Raw genomic sequence first — 15,734 nt, forward strand, 5'->3', positions numbered from 1 at the left:
AGGCGGGCGGAAGGCTGCAACTGTACCGGTGACGCCACTTGCGCGGGCGTTGAACACCTTGAAAACTCGGGGTTGCGACACAATCCGTTGCATGACACTGGCGCCATCTCCGCCCGACGGGGATTTTTCGACCCTCTTCAATTTCCTGCCCATCGGGGCCTACCGCAGCTCGCCCGAGGGGCAGATGCTGCGCGCCAACCAGGCGCTGGTGCGGCTCAATGGTTATGCATCCGAGGCGGAACTGAGGGATGCGGTGAACGACATCGCCAACGAGTGGTACGTTGACCCGGTGCGACGCCGGGAGTTCCAGGCACAGTTGGAGCGCGACGGCTACGTGCGCGGCTTCGTCTCGGAGATCCACCGCCACAAGACACGCGAACGTGTGTGGATCAGCGAGAACGCGCACGGCGTGCGCGATGCGTCGGGCGTGCTGCTGTATTACGAGGGCACGGTGGAGGACATCACCGATCGCATGCGCGACCAGAAGGCACTGCGCGACAGCGAGGAGCAGTTGAGGCTGATCACTGCCCAGATGCCGGGTGCTGTGTTCTCGGTGTTTGTGCGGCACGACGGCGAGCGCGAGTACCGCTTTCTCAGTGCCGGCGTCCGTGAGCTCTACGGCTTCGAGGCCGAAGACCTGATGCGCGATCCCGCGCTGCTCTCGCGGTACTTTCATCCCGAAGACCGGGTCATGCTGGAGCGGGACCGCCAGGCGATCATGTCTGGCGTGGTCAGTCTGGATACGGAGTTCCGTGTCGTGCTGCCGGACGGGCGCATCAAGTGGATCTGCAACCGGTCCAGCGCGGTGTCGGCCGACGAGCATGGTTTCCTGCGCGTGGGCGTGCTGTTCGACATCACCGACCGCAAGGAAGCCGAAGCCGCCCTGCATGCGAGCGAAACGCTCTGGAAGCTGGCCCTGGAGAGCGCGGGCGATGGTGTGTGGGACTGGAACATCCGCACGGGTGAGGAGTTCTTCTCCACCAGCATCAAGGCCATGTTTGGCTATGCCGACGACGACATCGCCAACCTTTCCGCCGAGCTCGACGCGCGCACCCATCCCGATGACCGGGCGCAGATGGAGCTGGACCGCGCGACCCACTTCGAGGGGCGCTCACCGATGTACCGCAACGAGCACCGCATCCGTTGCAAGGACGGCCGCTGGAAGTGGGTGCTGTCGCGCGGGGTCGTGATTGCGCGCGACGGCAACGGGTTGCCGCTGCGCATGGTCGGTACCCACACCGACATCACCGAGCTCAAGGAGGCCGAATCCCAGCAGCGCGCGCTCGAAGCGCAGCTGCGCGAGTCGCAAAAGATGGAGGCCATCGGTACCCTGGCCGGGGGCGTGGCGCACGATTTCAACAACCTGCTCGCGGCCATCCTGGGCAACCTCGTGCTGGCGCGCGAGGATGTGGGTGAAGACCACCCGGCGCAGGAAAGTCTGGCAGAGATCAGCCGTGCCGCGATCCGCGCACGCCAGCTGGTGCAGCAGATCCTGACCTTCAGCCGCCGTCAGACCCAGGAGATGCAGCGCCAACCGCTCAAGCCACTGGTGGAAGAAGCCCTGGGCCTGATGCGCTCGTTGCTGCCCGCCGGCCTCAAGCTGGTCACGCGACTGCCGGCGTCGGGTCTGCAGGTGCTGGCCGACGCCACCCAGATGCAACAGGTGCTGATGAACCTGTGCACCAACGCCTGGCAGTCCATGGAAGGCGGCTCGGGTGACATCACCGTGGCGCTGCGCGAGGTGCGGCTGGATGCCGCGCAAGTCTTGCAGCTCGGGGGTCTGAACCCCGGCGCGTACGCCTGCCTGAGCGTGGCCGACAATGGCCCCGGCATGGACATCGAGACGCAGCGCCGCATCTTCGAGCCGTTCTTCACCACCAAGGCACCCGGCGCCGGCACCGGTCTGGGTCTGGCGGTGGTGCATGGCATCGTCAAGGCACACCGGGGGGCGATCAGCGTGCACTCTCAGCCCGGCGAAGGCACGCGCTTCGACGTGTACCTGCCCCTGGCCGCTGCCGCCGATGCTGGCGAAAGCTCATCAATGGCGGTGAGCGCGGCGCCCGTGCCGATGTCCAGCGCCGTCGCGGGCAAGCACGTGGTCTACATCGACGACTACGAGGCGCTGGTGTTTCTGGTCGGGCGCTTGCTGCGCAAGCACGGACACCAGGCGACCACGTTCGAATCGGGGGAAGCGGCACTGGCCTGGATGCAGGCTAATCCCGGTGTGCACGTCGACCTGGTGGTCAGCGACCAGAACATGCCGGGCCTGTCGGGTGTGGAGACGGCCACCGAGATCCGGCGCCTGCGCCCCGGGCTCAAGATAGCCATCATTTCCGGGCATGTGAACGACCGGTTGCTGGCCGAGGCGAATGAGGCCGGTGTGAGCGACGTGATGGGCAAGCAGGACAGCATGGACGCACTGGGCGAGGCCATTCGCGACCTGCTGGATCGCAATGCTTGAAACCTTGCCCGGGGGATCAACCGCTCCTCAGCGCGGCACTTCGATGTTGACCTGACGCAGTCCTTCGGGCGGCGTGGGAAAGCCGCGCAGGGCTGCATCCAGCATGGCCAGCCACAAGGCGTTGGAGCTGTTCCAGCGGCCATCGTGTGCGGCGCGGGTCTCGTACACCACCCGTCCGCTGGCCGCATGGCGAATCACCAGCGACACCTCTCGCTGGTAGTAGGGCGTGTCCATGCGCATGAAAAGCGGTGCGTAGATGATCTGGCCCGTGCCGGTCACCACGTAGTCGCGTCCCGGAAAGCCGAACCCCGGCCCGAAGCCACCACCCCAAAAGCCGTCATAGGGGCTCTCCCAAGGCGCATGGGGCAGGCGCAGCGTGGCCGCGCTGACTTCCACCGTCCAGGGCGGCGTCACGCCGGCGGCGGCTGGCGTCCAGCCCACTTTGGCGAGCGACAGGGTGGCGAGCCTTTCCAGTTCGTTTTGCCCGGCACCGCGGTTGTCTTGCTGCGACGGCAACCGCTCGAACCGGAACACCTGAGGTGCCTGGGGAATGACCACCGGCGTGGAGGCACCCGACGGCGTGGGGCGGTCGGCCCAGCGTGCGTAGCTCCGCACCTGGTTGTCCACCAGGAACACGCTGGCGCAACCGCTGAGCGCGAACAGGGCAAGCGCTGCAGCGCAGATCTTGAACAGGCTGGCCCAGGGGCGGGCGCAAGATGGGGTTGTCATGAAGCCTCCTTTTTCTGGGTGGCGATTGCCGGCCCGGGGGGGTCTCAGTGCGCCGCAGAAATCGATATGACTGCGCGCGCAGGGCTTGCGTTCCCTTCGACGCCGCTTTCTTCAGGCCCTGCCGGCGCCACCATGGGCAGCGGCTCGTCGTCAAACGCCTTGTCCCCGTCCTCGAAAGCCTCACCCGTGGCGCGAATGGTTTCAAACGGAAACAGCGAGCGATCCATCAGGTGGCTGGGTACGATGTTCTGCAGGGCCGAGAACATGTTCTCCACGCGGCCCGGGAAACGCTTTTCCCAGTCCTTCAGCATCAACCCCACCTGTTTGCGTTGCAGGTTTTCCTGGCTGCCGCACAAGGTGCACGGAATGATGGGGAACTGCCGCACCTCGGCCCAGCGGGTGAGGTCCTTCTCGGCCACGTAGGCCATGGGTCTGATCACCACGTGCTGCCCGTCGTCGCTCACCAGCTTGGGTGGCATGCCCTTGAGCTTGGCGCCAAAGAACATGTTGAGCAGCAACGTCTGCAGGATGTCGTCGCGGTGGTGGCCGAGCGCGATCTTGGTCGCGCCCAGCTCGCTGGCCACGCGGTACAGGATGCCGCGGCGCAGGCGCGAGCACAGGCTGCACATGGTCTTGCCCTCGGGGATCACGCGCTTGACGATGGAGTAGGTGTCCTGGTTCTCGATGTGGAACTTCACGCCCAGCTTCGTGAGGTAGGCGGGCAGGATGTCGGCCGGAAAGCCGGGCTGCTTCTGGTCGAGGTTGACCACGATCATCTCGAAACTGATGGGTGCGCGCGCCTGCAGCTTCTGAAGGATGTCGAGCATGGCGTAGCTGTCCTTGCCACCCGAGAGGCAGACCATCACGCGGTCGCCTTCCTCGATCATGTTGAAGTCGACGATTGCGCGGCCGACCTCGCGGCACAGGCGCTTTTCGAGTTTGTGGTTTTCGTGTTCGGTGTTCATGGGTGTCCTCACCACTGCCCGCTTTCCATGCGGATCGCCACTTCGCAGTCTTCAAAAATCTCGAGCTTGGCGATTTTCACGCGCACGCCGATCACGCCGGGCATCTGCATCAGCCGGCGCGTGAGCTTGCCGATCAGGCTCTCCAGCAGGTTCACGTGTTCGGCGGTGCACTCGTCGATGATGATCTGGCGCACCTTGCGGTAGTCGAGCACGTGGCCGATGTCGTCGTCGTGCGGCAGCAGGGGCTGCGTGCCCTGGTTGAGTTCTGCGTCCACCTGGATCGGCTGCGGTGCCGATTTTTCGATGTCGAGGATGCCCAGGCTGGCGTCGAAGCGCAAACCGCTGAGCGTGAGGATCTGGGTGCCGGCGTAGGTGGCGTTCATGGGGTGGGTCCGGGTAACATGAGCGAAAAATCGCGCTCGAAGCGCATGAGGTGCTGGCCGCCGTCCACCAGCAGCGTGGTGCCGGTGATGGACGAATTGCTCAGCGCAAAGGCCACGGTGGCGGCCACGTCTTCGGGCGTTGAGGAGCGGCCCAGCGGTGACTGCTGGTGCAGGGCAGCGAATTGCTCGTCGCTCAGCAGGTGGCTGGTGAGCGTGAGGCCCGGGGCAACGCCCACCACCCGCACGCACGGCGCCAACGCCAGCGCCAGCATGGTGTTGGCGGCTTCCAGCGCGGCCTTGGAGAGCGTGTAGCTGAAGAAGTCCGGGTTCATGTTCCAGAGCTTCTGGTCGAGCAGGTTGACCACGGCGCCTCGCGCATCGCGCGTGCTCAGGTGCGCGTGCAGGGCTTGGGCCAGGAGCACGGCCGCACCGGTGTTGGCTCGCAAGTGGGTTTCCATAGCGGCAAAACCGAAGCTTGCGGCGTTGTCGTTCTCGAAGGTGGAGGCGCTGTTGACCACCGCGTCGATCTGCCCGAAGCGCGCCACCACGGCCGGCAGCAGGGCGCGCACGCTGGCCTCATCGGCCAGATCGGCGAAGAAGGTGGCGGCGCTGCCGGGGCGGCCGGTGAGGGCGTCGCAGTCGGTGGCGGTGTGCTGCGCATGGGTGGCCGAGTGGCGGTGGTGCACGGCCACGTTCCAGCCGGCACGCGCCAGGGTGAGCGCGATGTCGCGGCCCAGGCGCTTGCCCGCGCCGGTGACGAGCACGGTGCGCGCTTCCGGCGCGGCAGGGGCGGACGAGGAGGGCATTGGGCGACAATCCGGGGGTGCAGACCCCCATGGCAACAGAACCGACGAGTTTAACGAGCGACCTCCTGCAGCGGGTGGTCGGGGCCATCGCACAAGCCGGGGGCTGGCTGCCGTTTGATCGGTTCATGGCGATGGCCTTGTACGAGCCCGGCCTGGGTTATTACGCCAACACCGCGCCCAAGTTCGGTCACACACCGCACGGCGGCAGCGACTTCGTGACCGCGCCCGAACTCACCCCGCTCTTTGGCCACACCCTGGCCCGCCAGGTGGCCCAAGCCCTGGACGCCACCGGCGCCGACGAGGTGTGGGAGTTCGGTGCCGGCACCGGCGCCCTCGCCTTGCAGGTCATCGAAGCCCTGGCCGACCAGGGCCGGCCGCTGCGCTGCTACACCATCGTCGATCTCTCCGGCAGCCTGCGCGAGCGCCAGCGCACCACCCTGGTGGCGTACGCGGACGTGGTGCGCTGGGTGGACGCGTTGCCCGAGCGCATGGAGGGCGTGGTGCTGGGCAACGAAGTGCTCGACGCCATGCCGGTGCAGTTGCTGGCGCGCGTGGGCGGCGTGTGGTTCGAGCGCGGCGTGGCGTGGAACGAAGGCCGGCTGGTCTGGGCCGACCGACCCACCGAGCTGCGCCCACCCGTGGACGTGCCCGGCGAGCACGACTACCTCACCGAGATCCATCCACAGGCCGAGGCTTTCGTGCGCACCCTGGCCGACCGGCTGCAGCGTGGCGCGGCGTTTTTCCTTGATTACGGCTTTCCCGAAGCCGAGTACTTTCATGCGCAGCGCCACATGGGCACGCTGATCTGCCACCGCGCGCACCGCAGCGACAGCGATCCGCTGGCCGATGTGGGCCAGAAGGACATCACCGCGCACGTGAATTTCACCGGCATCGCCCTGGCCGCGCAGGACGCCGGCATGGCGGTGATCGGCTACACGAGCCAGGGGCGCTTTTTGTTGAACGCTGGTTTGCTGACGCTGGCCCAGTCTGCCGACGCGCGCCAGAACGCGATGATGCAGAAGCTGCTCAACGAACACGAGATGGGCGAGCTGTTCAAGGTGCTGGCGCTGGCCCCCGCCGCCAGCGCGCAAGGCTGGGTACCGCTGGGTTTTGCCGTGGGCGACCGCACTCACAGGCTCTGACCATGATCCGCTGGATGATCGTGATCTTCCTGGCGTTGCTGCTCATCAGCTGGTTCACGCCGATGCTGCGGCGCCTGGGCTTCGGCCGGTTGCCGGGCGATGTGCGGTTCAAGGCCTTCGGGCGCGACTGGAACCTGCCGTTCGCCACCACCATCGTGCTGAGCATGCTGGCCAGCCTCATCAGCTACCTGGTCTGAGCGTTTGAAATCGAGGCGCTTGCATTTCGCCCGCCGGCCACCAACTGCTTGACCATGAGCACCGACCTCCTGCACATCGTCTGCCCCCATTGCCACACCACCAACCGCGTGGCGAACGCGAGCCTTTCGCAGGCGCCCGACTGCGGCAAGTGCCACAAACCGCTGTTCACCGGCCACCCCGTGGCGCTGGACGAAGCGGCATTCGACAAACACATTGCCCGCTCCCAGGTGCCGGTGTTGGTGGACTTCTGGGCACCGTGGTGCGGCCCGTGCCGCGCGATGGCGCCGCAGTTCGAAGCCGCCGCGCGCGAGCTTGAACCCCACATGCGCCTGGCCAAGGTGAACACCGAAGAAGCGCAACAGCTCGGCGCACGGCTGCAGATCCGCAGCATTCCCACCCTCGCGCTGTTTGTGGGTGGGCGCGAGGTGGCGCGCCAGCCAGGCGCCATGGGTGCGGCGGACATCGTGCGCTGGGCGCGCTCACAGCGCGCGGGTTGACCCCGGTGGCCGCGCCGCAGCGGCCGGGCTATCATCCGCCGCTTTGCGCAGCCCGCCCCTGGCGCCGCGCAATCACGGAGGCACACCGCCATGTCCCCTGAAGTTTCCGAGACCGGCCGTCTGCTCGCCGATGTGGGTGGCACCAACGCCCGTTTTGCCTGGCAAAGCGGTGCCGGCGCGCCGATGACCGATGTGCGTGTGTTGGCCTGCGCCGATTTCCCCACGCTGCAGGCGGCCATGCACGCCTACCTCGAAGGCCTGGGCCGTGGTCGGCCTGCCCTGGCGGCCATCGCCATCGCCAACCCCATCACCGGGGACCAGGTCCGCATGACGAACCACCACTGGGCTTTCTCGCAGGCCGCGGTGAAGGCCGAGTTCAACCTGGCACACCTGCGCCTGCTCAACGATTTCACCGCGCTCGCCCTGGCCCTGCCCGACCTGCCCACCAGCGAACTGCGCCAGATCGGCGGCGGGGTGGGCGAACCCGGCAAGGCCCGCGCATTGCTGGGCGCGGGCACCGGTCTGGGGGTGTCGGGGCTGCTGCCCGACGGCGCGGGCGGCTGGGTGCCCGTGGAGGGCGAGGGTGGCCACGTGACGCTGCCCGCGGTGAGCGCCCGTGAACGGCTGGTGATGGACGGTCTCATGCGGATGTATGGCCGCGCCTCGGCGGAGCGGCTGTGCAGCGGCCAGGGCCTGGTCGACACCTTCACGCTGCTGTGCGATGCCGACGGCGTGGCCTTGAGCGGCATGAGCACGGCCGCCTCCGTGGCCGACTCCGCCTTGCACGCACGCCAGCCACAGGCGCTGGAGGCGCTGAACATGCTGTGCGCCATGCTGGGCTCGGTGGCCGGCAATCTGGCGCTCACACTGGGCGCGCGCGGCGGGGTCTATGTGGGTGGCGGCATCGTGCCGCGCCTGGGCAGCTGGTTCGACACCTCGCCGTTTCGTGACCGCTTCGAGTCCAAAGGTCGCTTCCAGACCTACCTCAAGGACGTGCCCGTGTGGGTGATCACGTCGGCGCAATCCCCGGCCCTGCTGGGCGCTGCGCGGGCGCTCTCCGGCTTGCGCTGATCCCCATCGCGCCCGCGGTTTGCGGGTTTCTCCGGATGTGATCATTAATTAATTAATGAAAAATGAACGACCCCGGCGCAACCGACGTCTGTTCGGTGGACGCCCGCCGGGTCCATTCACCAGGCCGCAGGCCCACCTTCGGAGACAGCCATGAAATTCCCAGTCACGCTCGGTGCGGCCCTTGTGGCCGCCATGCTTGCCACCGCTTGCGGCAAAAAAGAGGAGGCCGCGCCCGTGGCCGCCACCCCGGCGCCGGCCGCCGCTCCCGCCGCTGCGCCCCAGCAGACGGTGGAGGTGCTGCACTACTGGACCTCGGGCGGCGAAGCCAAGTCGGCCGCCGAGCTCAAGGCCATGCTGGAAGCCAAGGGACACCTGTGGAAAGACTTCGCCGTGGCCGGCGGCGGCGGTGAAAACGCCATGACCGTGCTCAAGAGCCGCGCCGTTTCGGGCAACCCGCCCACCGCCGCCCAGGTCAAGGGCCCGGCCATTCAGGAATGGGCCAACGAAGGCATGCTGACCAGCATCGACAGCGTGGCCCAGGCAGAGAAGTGGGACGAGCTGCTGCCCAAAGTGGTGGCCGACGTGATGAAGGCCAAGGGCAGCTACGTGGCCGCGCCGGTCAACGTGCACCGCGTCAACTGGATGTGGGCCAACCCCGAGGTGCTGAAGAAGGCGGGTGTGGAAGGCATGCCCAAGACCTGGGATGAGTTCTTCGTCGCGGCCGACAAGATCAAGAAATCGGGCAACGTGGCGCTGGCCCACGGTGGCCAGAACTGGCAGGACTTCACGGTGTTCGAGTCGGTCGTGCTCGGCGTTGGTGGCCCGCAGTTCTACACCGACGCTTTCGTGAAGCTCGACCCCGCGGCGCTGACCAGCCCCACCATGACGAAGGCGCTCACCACCTTCCGCAAACTCAAGGGCTACACCGACGCCGCCTCCACCGGGCGCGACTGGAACATGACCACCGCCACTGTGATTCAAGGCAAGGCCGGCTTCCAGTTCATGGGCGACTGGGCCAAGGGCGAGTTCACCGCCGCTGGCCAGAAACCCGGTGAAGGTTTCCTCTGCGCCGCCGCGCCCGGCACGGCCAACGCCTACACCTTCAACGTCGACTCCTTCATCATGTTCAAGCTCAAGGACGAGGCCGCGCAGAAGGCCCAGGCCGATCTGGCCTCGGCGATCCTGAGCCCCGCGTTCCAGGAAGTGTTCAACCAGAACAAGGGTTCGATCCCGGTGCGCCTGGGCCACGACATGAGCAAGTTCGACGACTGCGCCCAGCTCTCGGCGAAGGACTTCGTGGCCACCGCCCAATCGGGCGGCCTGGTGCCGTCGATTGCCCACGGCATGGCGGTGGAGCCGGCCAAACAGGGCGCGATCCAGGACGTGGTGACCCAGTTCTGGAACGACGACAAGCTCAGCGTGGCCGACGCGCAGAAGCGCATCGCCCAGGCCGCGGCCGCCAAGTAAGCCTGGCCAGTGAAATCGGTGCAGGCCCGCCGGGCTTGCACCGGTCGCGCCATGAAGAACAACCTCGACCACATCCTGCCGCGGCTGGTGCTCGCACCGGCCTTCGTGCTGGGGCTGGCCTTTATCTACGGCTTCATGGCCTGGAACGGCCTGCTCTCGGTGACGGCCTCGCGCATGCTGCCCAACTACGAGCTCGTGGGGCTGGCGCAATACGGCCGGCTGTGGGAGATGGACCGCTGGTGGGTGGCGCTGAAGAACCTCGCCATCTTCGGTGTGCTCTACGTCGGCCTCTCCATGGCGTTGGGCATTTTTCTGGCGATCCTGCTCGACCAGAAGGTGCGCGGTGAAGGCTTTATCCGCACGGTTTACCTGTACCCGATGGCGCTGTCCTTCGTGGTGACCGGCACGGCCTGGAAATGGATCCTCAACCCCAGCGAGGGCCTGCAGAAGATGGTGCAGGACATGGGCTGGACCAGCTTCACCTTCGACTGGCTGGTGCAGTCCGATATGGCCATTTATTGCGTGGTGATCGCCGGCGTGTGGCAGTCGGCCGGCTTTGCCATGGCGCTGTTTCTGGCCGGCCTGCGCGGCATCGACGACAGCATCATCAAGGCCGCGCAGATCGACGGCGCCTCGTTGCCACGCATCTACCTGCGCATCGTGCTGCCCGCGCTCAGCCCGGTATTCTTCTCCACGCTCATGGTGCTGGCCCACCTGGCCATCAAGAGCTTCGACCTGGTGATGGCGCTCACTTCGGGTGGCCCGGGCTATGCCACCGACGTGCCGGCCACCTTCATGTTTGCCATGAGCTTCAGCCGCGGCCAGATCGGCCTGGGCGCGGCCAGCGCCACCATCATGCTGGCCACCGTGGCCGCCATCGTCGTGCCTTACCTCTACAGCGAACTGCGGAGCAGGAGATGAACTCCCCCCTGCGCCGCTTCGCGGCTTCCCCCCGGAGGGGGGACCACGCTGGTGGCCCGGCAAAGCCGGTTCCACGGCGTGCGCTGGATCGGACACGCGCTCCGACTCCGTGTCTGCGTGTCGCCATCGAAGGTCCGGAAGATTCAGGTGAAAAACCGTGAACCAGAAACGTTTCACCCTCAGCCGCTTCGTCTTGATGAGCACGCTGCTCATTGGTGCGGCCTTCTTCCTCGCACCGCTCTACGTGATGCTCGCCACCTCGTTCAAGGACGCCGACGAGATCCGCAACGGCAACCTGCTCAGCCTGCCGGGCAGCCTCAACTTTTCGGCCTGGGGCCAGGCGTGGTCCAGTGCCTGCACGGGGGTGGACTGCAACGGCCTGCAGCCGTTCTTCTGGAACTCGGTGTTCATGGCGATCCCCGCGGTGCTGATCTCCACCACCTGGGGCGCGCTCAACGGCTATGTGCTGAGTCTGTGGAAATTTCGCGGCAGCGAGACCTTCTTCGGTTTGCTGCTGTTCGGTGTGTTCATGCCGTTTCAGGTGGTGTTGCTGCCCATGAGCCAGGTGCTGGGTTGGATGGGTCTTTCCAGCTCCATTGGTGGGTTGATCCTGGTGCACTGCCTCGCCGGCCTGCCCAGCACCACGCTCTTTTTTCGCAACTACTACGCGGCCGTGCCGGGCGAGCTGCTGCAGGCCGCCAAGCTCGATGGCGCGGGTTTCTGGCAGATCTTCCTGCGCATCATCGTGCCCATGTCCACGCCCATCGTCATGGTCACCCTCATCTGGCAGTTCACCCAGATCTGGAACGACTTCCTCTTCGGCGTGGCCTTCAGCGGCGCCGATTCCAAACCCGTCACGGTGGGCCTGAACAACCTGGCCAACACCACCAGCAGCGTGAAGGCCTACAACGTGGACATGGCCGGCGCCCTGATTGCCGCCTTGCCCACGGTGGCGGTGTACGTGCTCGCGGGCCGTTATTTTGTGCGCGGCCTGACGGCTGGCGCGGTGAAAGGTTGAACTCCATGGCTGCATCCGCCGCATCCGCGCTCGACATCCGGGGCGTGCGCAAATGTTTCGGCAAGGGCGAGCGGCAGGTCGAGGTCTTGAAGAAGATCGACATCGCCGTGGCCCCGGGCGAATTCCTCATCCTGGTCGGGCCCTCGGGCTGCGGCAAGTCCACCTTGCTGAGCATCATTGCCGGGCTGGAAGAGCCCACCGAAGGCGCGATCCGCATCGCAGGCCGTGACGTGGTGGGCGTGGCGCCCGCGCAGCGCGACATCGCCATGGTGTTCCAGAGCTACGCGCTCTACCCCACCATGAGCGTGGCCGACAACATCGGCTTCGCGCTGGAGATGCGCAAGGTGCCCAAGCCCGAGCGCCAGAGGCGCATCGCCGAGGTGGCCGCCATGCTGCAGATCGAGCACCTGCTGGACCGCCGGCCGAGCCAGCTCTCGGGCGGCCAGCGCCAGCGCGTGGCCATGGGCCGGGCCCTGGCGCGCCAGCCGCAGCTGTTCCTGTTCGACGAGCCTCTGTCCAACCTGGACGCCAAGCTGCGCGTGGAAATGCGCGCCGAGATCAAACGCCTGCACCAGGCCAGCGGCATCACCAGCGTGTACGTCACGCACGACCAGATCGAGGCCATGACGCTGGGCAGCCGCATCGCGGTGATGAAGGACGGCATCCTGCAGCAGCTCGGCACGCCCGACGAGATCTACAACCGCCCGGCCAACACCTACGTGGCCACCTTCATCGGCTCGCCCACCATGAACCTGGTGCCGGGGCGCAGCGTGGCCGAAGCCGGCCGGGGCTTCAGCATCGCGGGTGCCGACCTGCCGCTGGCCTGCCCGGGCGCGGGCCACAGCGCGGCGCTGATGGGCCTGCGGCCCGAGCACATCTCCCTGACCGACAGCGCGCCCTGGCGCGGCGAGGTGAGCGTGGTCGAACCCACCGGTGCCGACACCTTCGTGGTGATCAAGACCGAGGCCGGCGACGTGACGGTGCGCACCTCGCCGCAGGTGCGCGTGGCGCCCGGGGACCGCGTGGGGCTGGACGTGCAGGCGTTGCACGTGAACTGGTTCGATCCAGGCTCCGGGCAACGGATGCCCTGAGCGCAGTGCCGGCGCTAAGCTTGGTGTCTGCACCCTTCCCACACCTCAGGAGCCTTCATGAGCCAGTCCACCCTGCGCATTGCCCTTGTGTTCAACCCCGAAGACCAGACCTGGATGCGCCGCGCCTCACTCGCCGTGCCCGATTTCTGGCGCGGTCACGGCGTGGCGCCGGCCGCCGGCGACGTGTTCCGGCTGGGTGGGCGGCAGTTCACCGTGCAGGGCCGGCTGTGGGAGCAGGATGGTGAAGGCACGGTGCTGCGCGTCTATGTCGGCAGCGCACACGCCGAGAGCGATTCGGTGTTCGGCTGACCGCCGCGATCAACCGAGGTGAAGCACCACGCGCAGTCCGTGCGGTGTCGCTCGCTCCACCACCGCGTCACCGCCATGGCGCCGCGCGATCTCGCGCACGATGGCCAGGCCCAGGCCGCAGCCGCCGGGCATTTCGCTGGCGCGCCAGAAGCGCTGGAACACATGGGCCATCTCCTCGTCGGTGAGCCCGGGGCCGTTGTCTTCGACCGCGAGTTCGGCACCTGAGCCGCGCGCAGTGACGCGCAGGGTGACGCTGCTGCCGCGCGGTGTGTAACGCAGCGCGTTGTCGATGAGGTTGGCCAGGGCCTCGCGCAGTTGCAGGGCGTCACCTTCCAGCGGCAGGTGCTCGACACCTTCATAGCCCAGGTCGACGCCGGCGGCCATGGCGCGCGGGGTCCATTCGCGGGCCACATCCCGTGCCAGTTCGGCCAGATCCAGCGGCTCGCGCCGGGCCTGGGTTTCGTTTCGGGCCAGTGTGAGCAACTGGTGCACCAGGTGGGCGCTGCGTTCGGCGCCGGTGAGCACTTTGGCCAGGCGCGCGCCCAACACCGGGTCGTGTGTTTCCCGCTGCGCCAGCTCCACCTGGCTGATGAGCCCCGCCAGTGGCGTGCGCAACTGGTGGGCCGCGTCGTTGATGAAGCGCTTCTCCTGCGCCACGCTGCGCTCCACTTCGCCCAGCAAGCCGTTGACGGCCTGGACCAGGGCGTGCACTTCGCTGGGTGCCTGTGTCATGCCGATGGGTGACAGCGCGTTGACCGAGCGGTTCTCCAACTGGCCGGTGAGGCGTTTGAGCGGCGCGAGACCACGGCGGATGCCGCCGTACACCAGCAGGCTCAGCAGAACGCCGATGGCCAGCAGCGGCACCAGCAGGTCGGCCACCAGTTCGCGCGCGATCTGCTGCTGCGCGGCCGTGCCCTTGCCCACCTGCACGCGCAGGGTCTGGGGCGCGCTGTCTTCGCCGTAGCTCACGTCCATGGCCACGATGCGCAGTGGCTGTCTGTCGAGCGTGGCGCGGTAGAGCATGGGTTCGCCGAAGCGCGTGGGCGCATGGGCTGGGGCGGGCAGGCGCGGATTGCCCAGCAGGAACTGGCCGGGGGGTGACGTCACCAGGTAACTCAGCGGGTCGCCGGGGTCCTGCGCCAGCACGTCTTGCGCAGCACGCGGGAAGTCGATCAAGAGGCCCGAGCCGATCGGTTTGACCTGCCGCGCCAGGGCGCGCACCGACTGCATGAGCGATTGGTCGATCGCCTTTTCGGCGTAGCTCAGCGCAATGCGGTACGTGAGCAAGCCGCCACCGGCCCACAGCACCAGCTGCGGCAGCAGCAACCACAGCAGCAGCTGACGGCGCAGCGACAGGAGCGAGGGTTTGCTCAAGGGGCCCTTTTATTCGGGGCTCATTTCGAGCAGGTAGCCCAGGCCGCGGATGTTGCGGATGTTCAGCGGTGAGCCGGTGAGCTTGCGGCGCAGTCGGTGCACATACACCTCCAGCGCGTTGGAGGCCAGCGCGCCCGTCTCGCCGGGCACGGCCTGCCAGGCACTCAGCACTTCGTCTCGGCTGACCACACGACCGGTGTGGCGCACCAGCAGGTCCAGCAGGGTCCATTCGCGAGGGGTGAGGTCGATGGCTTCCTGGCCGAGCCAGGCGCGTTGCAGGTGAGCGTCCAGGCGCAGCGGGTGGTTGCCGTCGCCGGGATCGCTGGCGCTCGCCGAGGGCAGATTGGCGCGGCGCAGCAAGGCCTGCAGTCGGGCCTGCAACTCGTCGAGGCTGAAGGGTTTGGTGAGGTAGTCGTCGGCGCCGGCGTTGAGGCCAGCCACGCGGTCTTCAACACCGTCGCGCGCGGTGAGCACCAGCACGGGCAGGGCCGGCAGGCGCTGGCGCAGCGTGCGCAGCACGGTGAGACCGTCCACCCGGGGCAGGCCCAGGTCGAGCACCACACCGTCGAACGGTTCTGCCTGCAGCAGGTCAAGCGCGACCTGACCGTCCTCGGCGGTGCTGATGCGGTGGCCAGCCTGCATGAGCTGGGCACTGAGCCCGTCGCGCAGGAGTTCGTCGTCTTCCACGATCAGGAGATGTGCCATGGCTCGATTATCCGGCCCCGGCTCTGAGCGACCCGCGTAGCGGCGGTGCGTGGGGTTCAGCGGACCGCCGCCGGGCCGCCCCAAGGCGGGGCCAGCCCCCTCGGGGGGCAGCGGACCACGCGAAGCGGGAGAGCGTGGGGGCTCAATCGTCTTCAAGGTTCCAGCGGAAGCCGCAGCGCTTGCAGCAGACTGGCACCAGCCGCTGGGCCGTGAGGCGCCGGTCTTCCACCTCCTGCAGCTTGAGCAAGCCATAGGCCTGGCACTGGGCGCAGTTGGCCTGGTTGGCCATCTCTTCGGCGTGCATGAGCAGGTACAGGTAACGGCGCATGGACCACAGCGCGATGGCCGCAGTCACCACCACGAAGGCGGTGTTCAAGAGTTTCTCGCTGGTGCTGGCGCCGCGGAACGCTTCAAAGCTGGCCATCATGGCCACCGCAGAAATCAGGGCCAGCGCCATGTGCGCGTGGCTGGACAGCAGTTCGCGCTCGTACCACTTGCGAAAACCCAACTGCTGGATGCCATCGGCCAAGGGGCGGTTGAGGGGGTTGCGAGCGGTCATGGTGGGCTCCTGATCGCCGCATCGTGTCACAGCCCACC

General features: G+C 67.2%; 17 protein-coding genes. 10 read left to right on the forward strand and 7 right to left on the reverse strand.

What is annotated here, in order from left to right:
- The first annotated feature begins 91 nt into the window (after positions 1–91).
- Entirely contained in the window at positions 92–2,461 is a 2,370-nt protein-coding gene (locus tag ASE11_RS06305; protein ID WP_056268070.1) for a PAS domain-containing protein, read from the forward strand.
- A 27-nt stretch (positions 2,462–2,488) separates the two neighbouring features.
- Here the strand turns inward: ASE11_RS06305 and ASE11_RS06310 are convergent, their stop codons facing one another.
- Genes ASE11_RS06310 through ASE11_RS06325 form a run of 4 tightly spaced genes read right to left on the reverse strand, consistent with a single transcriptional unit; the run spans position 2,489 to position 5,344 of the window.
- Positions 2,489–3,190: a hypothetical protein gene (locus ASE11_RS06310; protein WP_056268073.1), complete on the reverse strand. Its 702-nt coding sequence runs from the start codon at positions 3,188–3,190 to the stop codon at positions 2,489–2,491.
- A 44-nt stretch (positions 3,191–3,234) separates the two neighbouring features.
- Positions 3,235–4,155, reverse strand: coding sequence for a tRNA 2-thiocytidine(32) synthetase TtcA (gene ttcA / locus ASE11_RS06315; RefSeq protein WP_056268077.1), 921 nt, complete (start codon positions 4,153–4,155; stop codon positions 3,235–3,237).
- Between the two features lie 8 nt (positions 4,156–4,163).
- Entirely contained in the window at positions 4,164–4,538 is a 375-nt protein-coding gene (locus ASE11_RS06320) for a dihydroneopterin aldolase (protein ID WP_056268080.1), read from the reverse strand.
- On the reverse strand, positions 4,535–5,344 hold the full coding sequence (locus ASE11_RS06325) for an SDR family oxidoreductase (protein ID WP_056268084.1): 810 nt from the start codon (positions 5,342–5,344) through the stop codon (positions 4,535–4,537). The genes ASE11_RS06320 and ASE11_RS06325 overlap by 4 nt, the downstream gene beginning before the upstream one ends.
- A 29-nt stretch (positions 5,345–5,373) precedes the next feature.
- Between ASE11_RS06325 and ASE11_RS06330 the strand changes: the two genes are divergently transcribed.
- The 9 genes from ASE11_RS06330 to ASE11_RS06370 all read left to right on the forward strand — a co-directional run bounded on the left by ASE11_RS06330 (position 5,374) and on the right by ASE11_RS06370 (position 13,058).
- A complete protein-coding gene (locus ASE11_RS06330; RefSeq protein ID WP_056268086.1) occupies positions 5,374–6,486 on the forward strand; it encodes a class I SAM-dependent methyltransferase in 1,113 nt (370 codons plus the stop codon).
- Between the two features lie 2 nt (positions 6,487–6,488).
- On the forward strand, positions 6,489–6,683 hold the full coding sequence (locus tag ASE11_RS06335) for a DUF2905 domain-containing protein (protein WP_056268090.1): 195 nt from the start codon (positions 6,489–6,491) through the stop codon (positions 6,681–6,683).
- 54 nt (positions 6,684–6,737) lie between these two features.
- Positions 6,738–7,181, forward strand: coding sequence for a thioredoxin TrxC (gene trxC / locus ASE11_RS06340; protein ID WP_056268093.1), 444 nt, complete (start codon positions 6,738–6,740; stop codon positions 7,179–7,181).
- 90 nt (positions 7,182–7,271) lie between these two features.
- Complete coding sequence (gene glk, locus ASE11_RS06345; protein ID WP_056268095.1) at positions 7,272–8,252, forward strand: glucokinase; 981 nt, start codon at positions 7,272–7,274, stop codon at positions 8,250–8,252.
- A gap of 150 nt (positions 8,253–8,402) precedes the next feature.
- Complete coding sequence (locus tag ASE11_RS06350) at positions 8,403–9,719, forward strand: ABC transporter substrate-binding protein (protein WP_235501206.1); 1,317 nt, start codon at positions 8,403–8,405, stop codon at positions 9,717–9,719.
- Between the two features lie 51 nt (positions 9,720–9,770).
- Positions 9,771–10,640 carry a carbohydrate ABC transporter permease gene (locus tag ASE11_RS06355; RefSeq protein ID WP_056268098.1) on the forward strand — a complete coding sequence of 290 codons (870 nt, stop codon included), beginning with the start codon at positions 9,771–9,773 and terminating at the stop codon, positions 10,638–10,640.
- Between the two features lie 196 nt (positions 10,641–10,836).
- Complete coding sequence (locus ASE11_RS06360) at positions 10,837–11,658, forward strand: carbohydrate ABC transporter permease (RefSeq protein ID WP_056268265.1); 822 nt, start codon at positions 10,837–10,839, stop codon at positions 11,656–11,658.
- A 5-nt stretch (positions 11,659–11,663) separates the two neighbouring features.
- On the forward strand, positions 11,664–12,749 hold the full coding sequence (locus tag ASE11_RS06365; protein WP_056268101.1) for an ABC transporter ATP-binding protein: 1,086 nt from the start codon (positions 11,664–11,666) through the stop codon (positions 12,747–12,749).
- Positions 12,750–12,806: 57 nt separating this feature from the next.
- Complete coding sequence (locus ASE11_RS06370) at positions 12,807–13,058, forward strand: hypothetical protein (protein WP_056268105.1); 252 nt, start codon at positions 12,807–12,809, stop codon at positions 13,056–13,058.
- Positions 13,059–13,067: 9 nt separating this feature from the next.
- Here ASE11_RS06370 and ASE11_RS06375 read toward each other — a convergent pair whose 3' ends face one another.
- From ASE11_RS06375 to ASE11_RS06385, 3 genes are all read right to left on the reverse strand, one after another.
- Positions 13,068–14,432, reverse strand: a complete 1,365-nt coding sequence (locus ASE11_RS06375) for a sensor histidine kinase (RefSeq protein WP_056268109.1) — start codon at positions 14,430–14,432, stop codon at positions 13,068–13,070.
- 9 nt (positions 14,433–14,441) lie between these two features.
- Entirely contained in the window at positions 14,442–15,137 is a 696-nt protein-coding gene (locus tag ASE11_RS06380) for a response regulator transcription factor (RefSeq protein ID WP_056268112.1), read from the reverse strand.
- A gap of 142 nt (positions 15,138–15,279) precedes the next feature.
- Entirely contained in the window at positions 15,280–15,696 is a 417-nt protein-coding gene (locus ASE11_RS06385) for a hypothetical protein (protein ID WP_056268118.1), read from the reverse strand.
- Between the last annotated feature and the right edge of the window lie 38 nt (positions 15,697–15,734).

This window comes from Hydrogenophaga sp. Root209 (assembly GCF_001428625.1).
GTDB lineage: Bacteria > Pseudomonadota > Gammaproteobacteria > Burkholderiales > Burkholderiaceae_C > Hydrogenophaga.

Bases quoted from the DNA above. Each gene is read 5' to 3' on its own strand.
- ASE11_RS06310 (WP_056268073.1), bottom strand. From the start codon at position 3,190: ATGACAACCCCATCTTGCGCCCGCCCCTGGGCCAGCCTGTTCAAGATC.
- glk (WP_056268095.1), top strand. From the start codon at position 7,272: ATGTCCCCTGAAGTTTCCGAGACCGGCCGTCTGCTCGCCGATGTGGGT.
- ASE11_RS06360 (WP_056268265.1), top strand. From the start codon at position 10,837: ATGAGCACGCTGCTCATTGGTGCGGCCTTCTTCCTCGCACCGCTCTAC.
- ASE11_RS06380 (WP_056268112.1), bottom strand. From the start codon at position 15,137: ATGGCACATCTCCTGATCGTGGAAGACGACGAACTCCTGCGCGACGGG.
- ASE11_RS06330 (WP_056268086.1), top strand. From the start codon at position 5,374: ATGGCAACAGAACCGACGAGTTTAACGAGCGACCTCCTGCAGCGGGTG.
- ASE11_RS06350 (WP_235501206.1), top strand. From the start codon at position 8,403: ATGAAATTCCCAGTCACGCTCGGTGCGGCCCTTGTGGCCGCCATGCTT.
- ASE11_RS06365 (WP_056268101.1), top strand. From the start codon at position 11,664: ATGGCTGCATCCGCCGCATCCGCGCTCGACATCCGGGGCGTGCGCAAA.
- ASE11_RS06335 (WP_056268090.1), top strand. From the start codon at position 6,489: ATGATCCGCTGGATGATCGTGATCTTCCTGGCGTTGCTGCTCATCAGC.
- ASE11_RS06355 (WP_056268098.1), top strand. From the start codon at position 9,771: ATGAAGAACAACCTCGACCACATCCTGCCGCGGCTGGTGCTCGCACCG.
- ASE11_RS06305 (WP_056268070.1), top strand. From the start codon at position 92: ATGACACTGGCGCCATCTCCGCCCGACGGGGATTTTTCGACCCTCTTC.
- trxC (WP_056268093.1), top strand. From the start codon at position 6,738: ATGAGCACCGACCTCCTGCACATCGTCTGCCCCCATTGCCACACCACC.
- ASE11_RS06320 (WP_056268080.1), bottom strand. From the start codon at position 4,538: ATGAACGCCACCTACGCCGGCACCCAGATCCTCACGCTCAGCGGTTTG.
- ttcA (WP_056268077.1), bottom strand. From the start codon at position 4,155: ATGAACACCGAACACGAAAACCACAAACTCGAAAAGCGCCTGTGCCGC.
- ASE11_RS06370 (WP_056268105.1), top strand. From the start codon at position 12,807: ATGAGCCAGTCCACCCTGCGCATTGCCCTTGTGTTCAACCCCGAAGAC.
- ASE11_RS06325 (WP_056268084.1), bottom strand. From the start codon at position 5,344: ATGCCCTCCTCGTCCGCCCCTGCCGCGCCGGAAGCGCGCACCGTGCTC.
- ASE11_RS06385 (WP_056268118.1), bottom strand. From the start codon at position 15,696: ATGACCGCTCGCAACCCCCTCAACCGCCCCTTGGCCGATGGCATCCAG.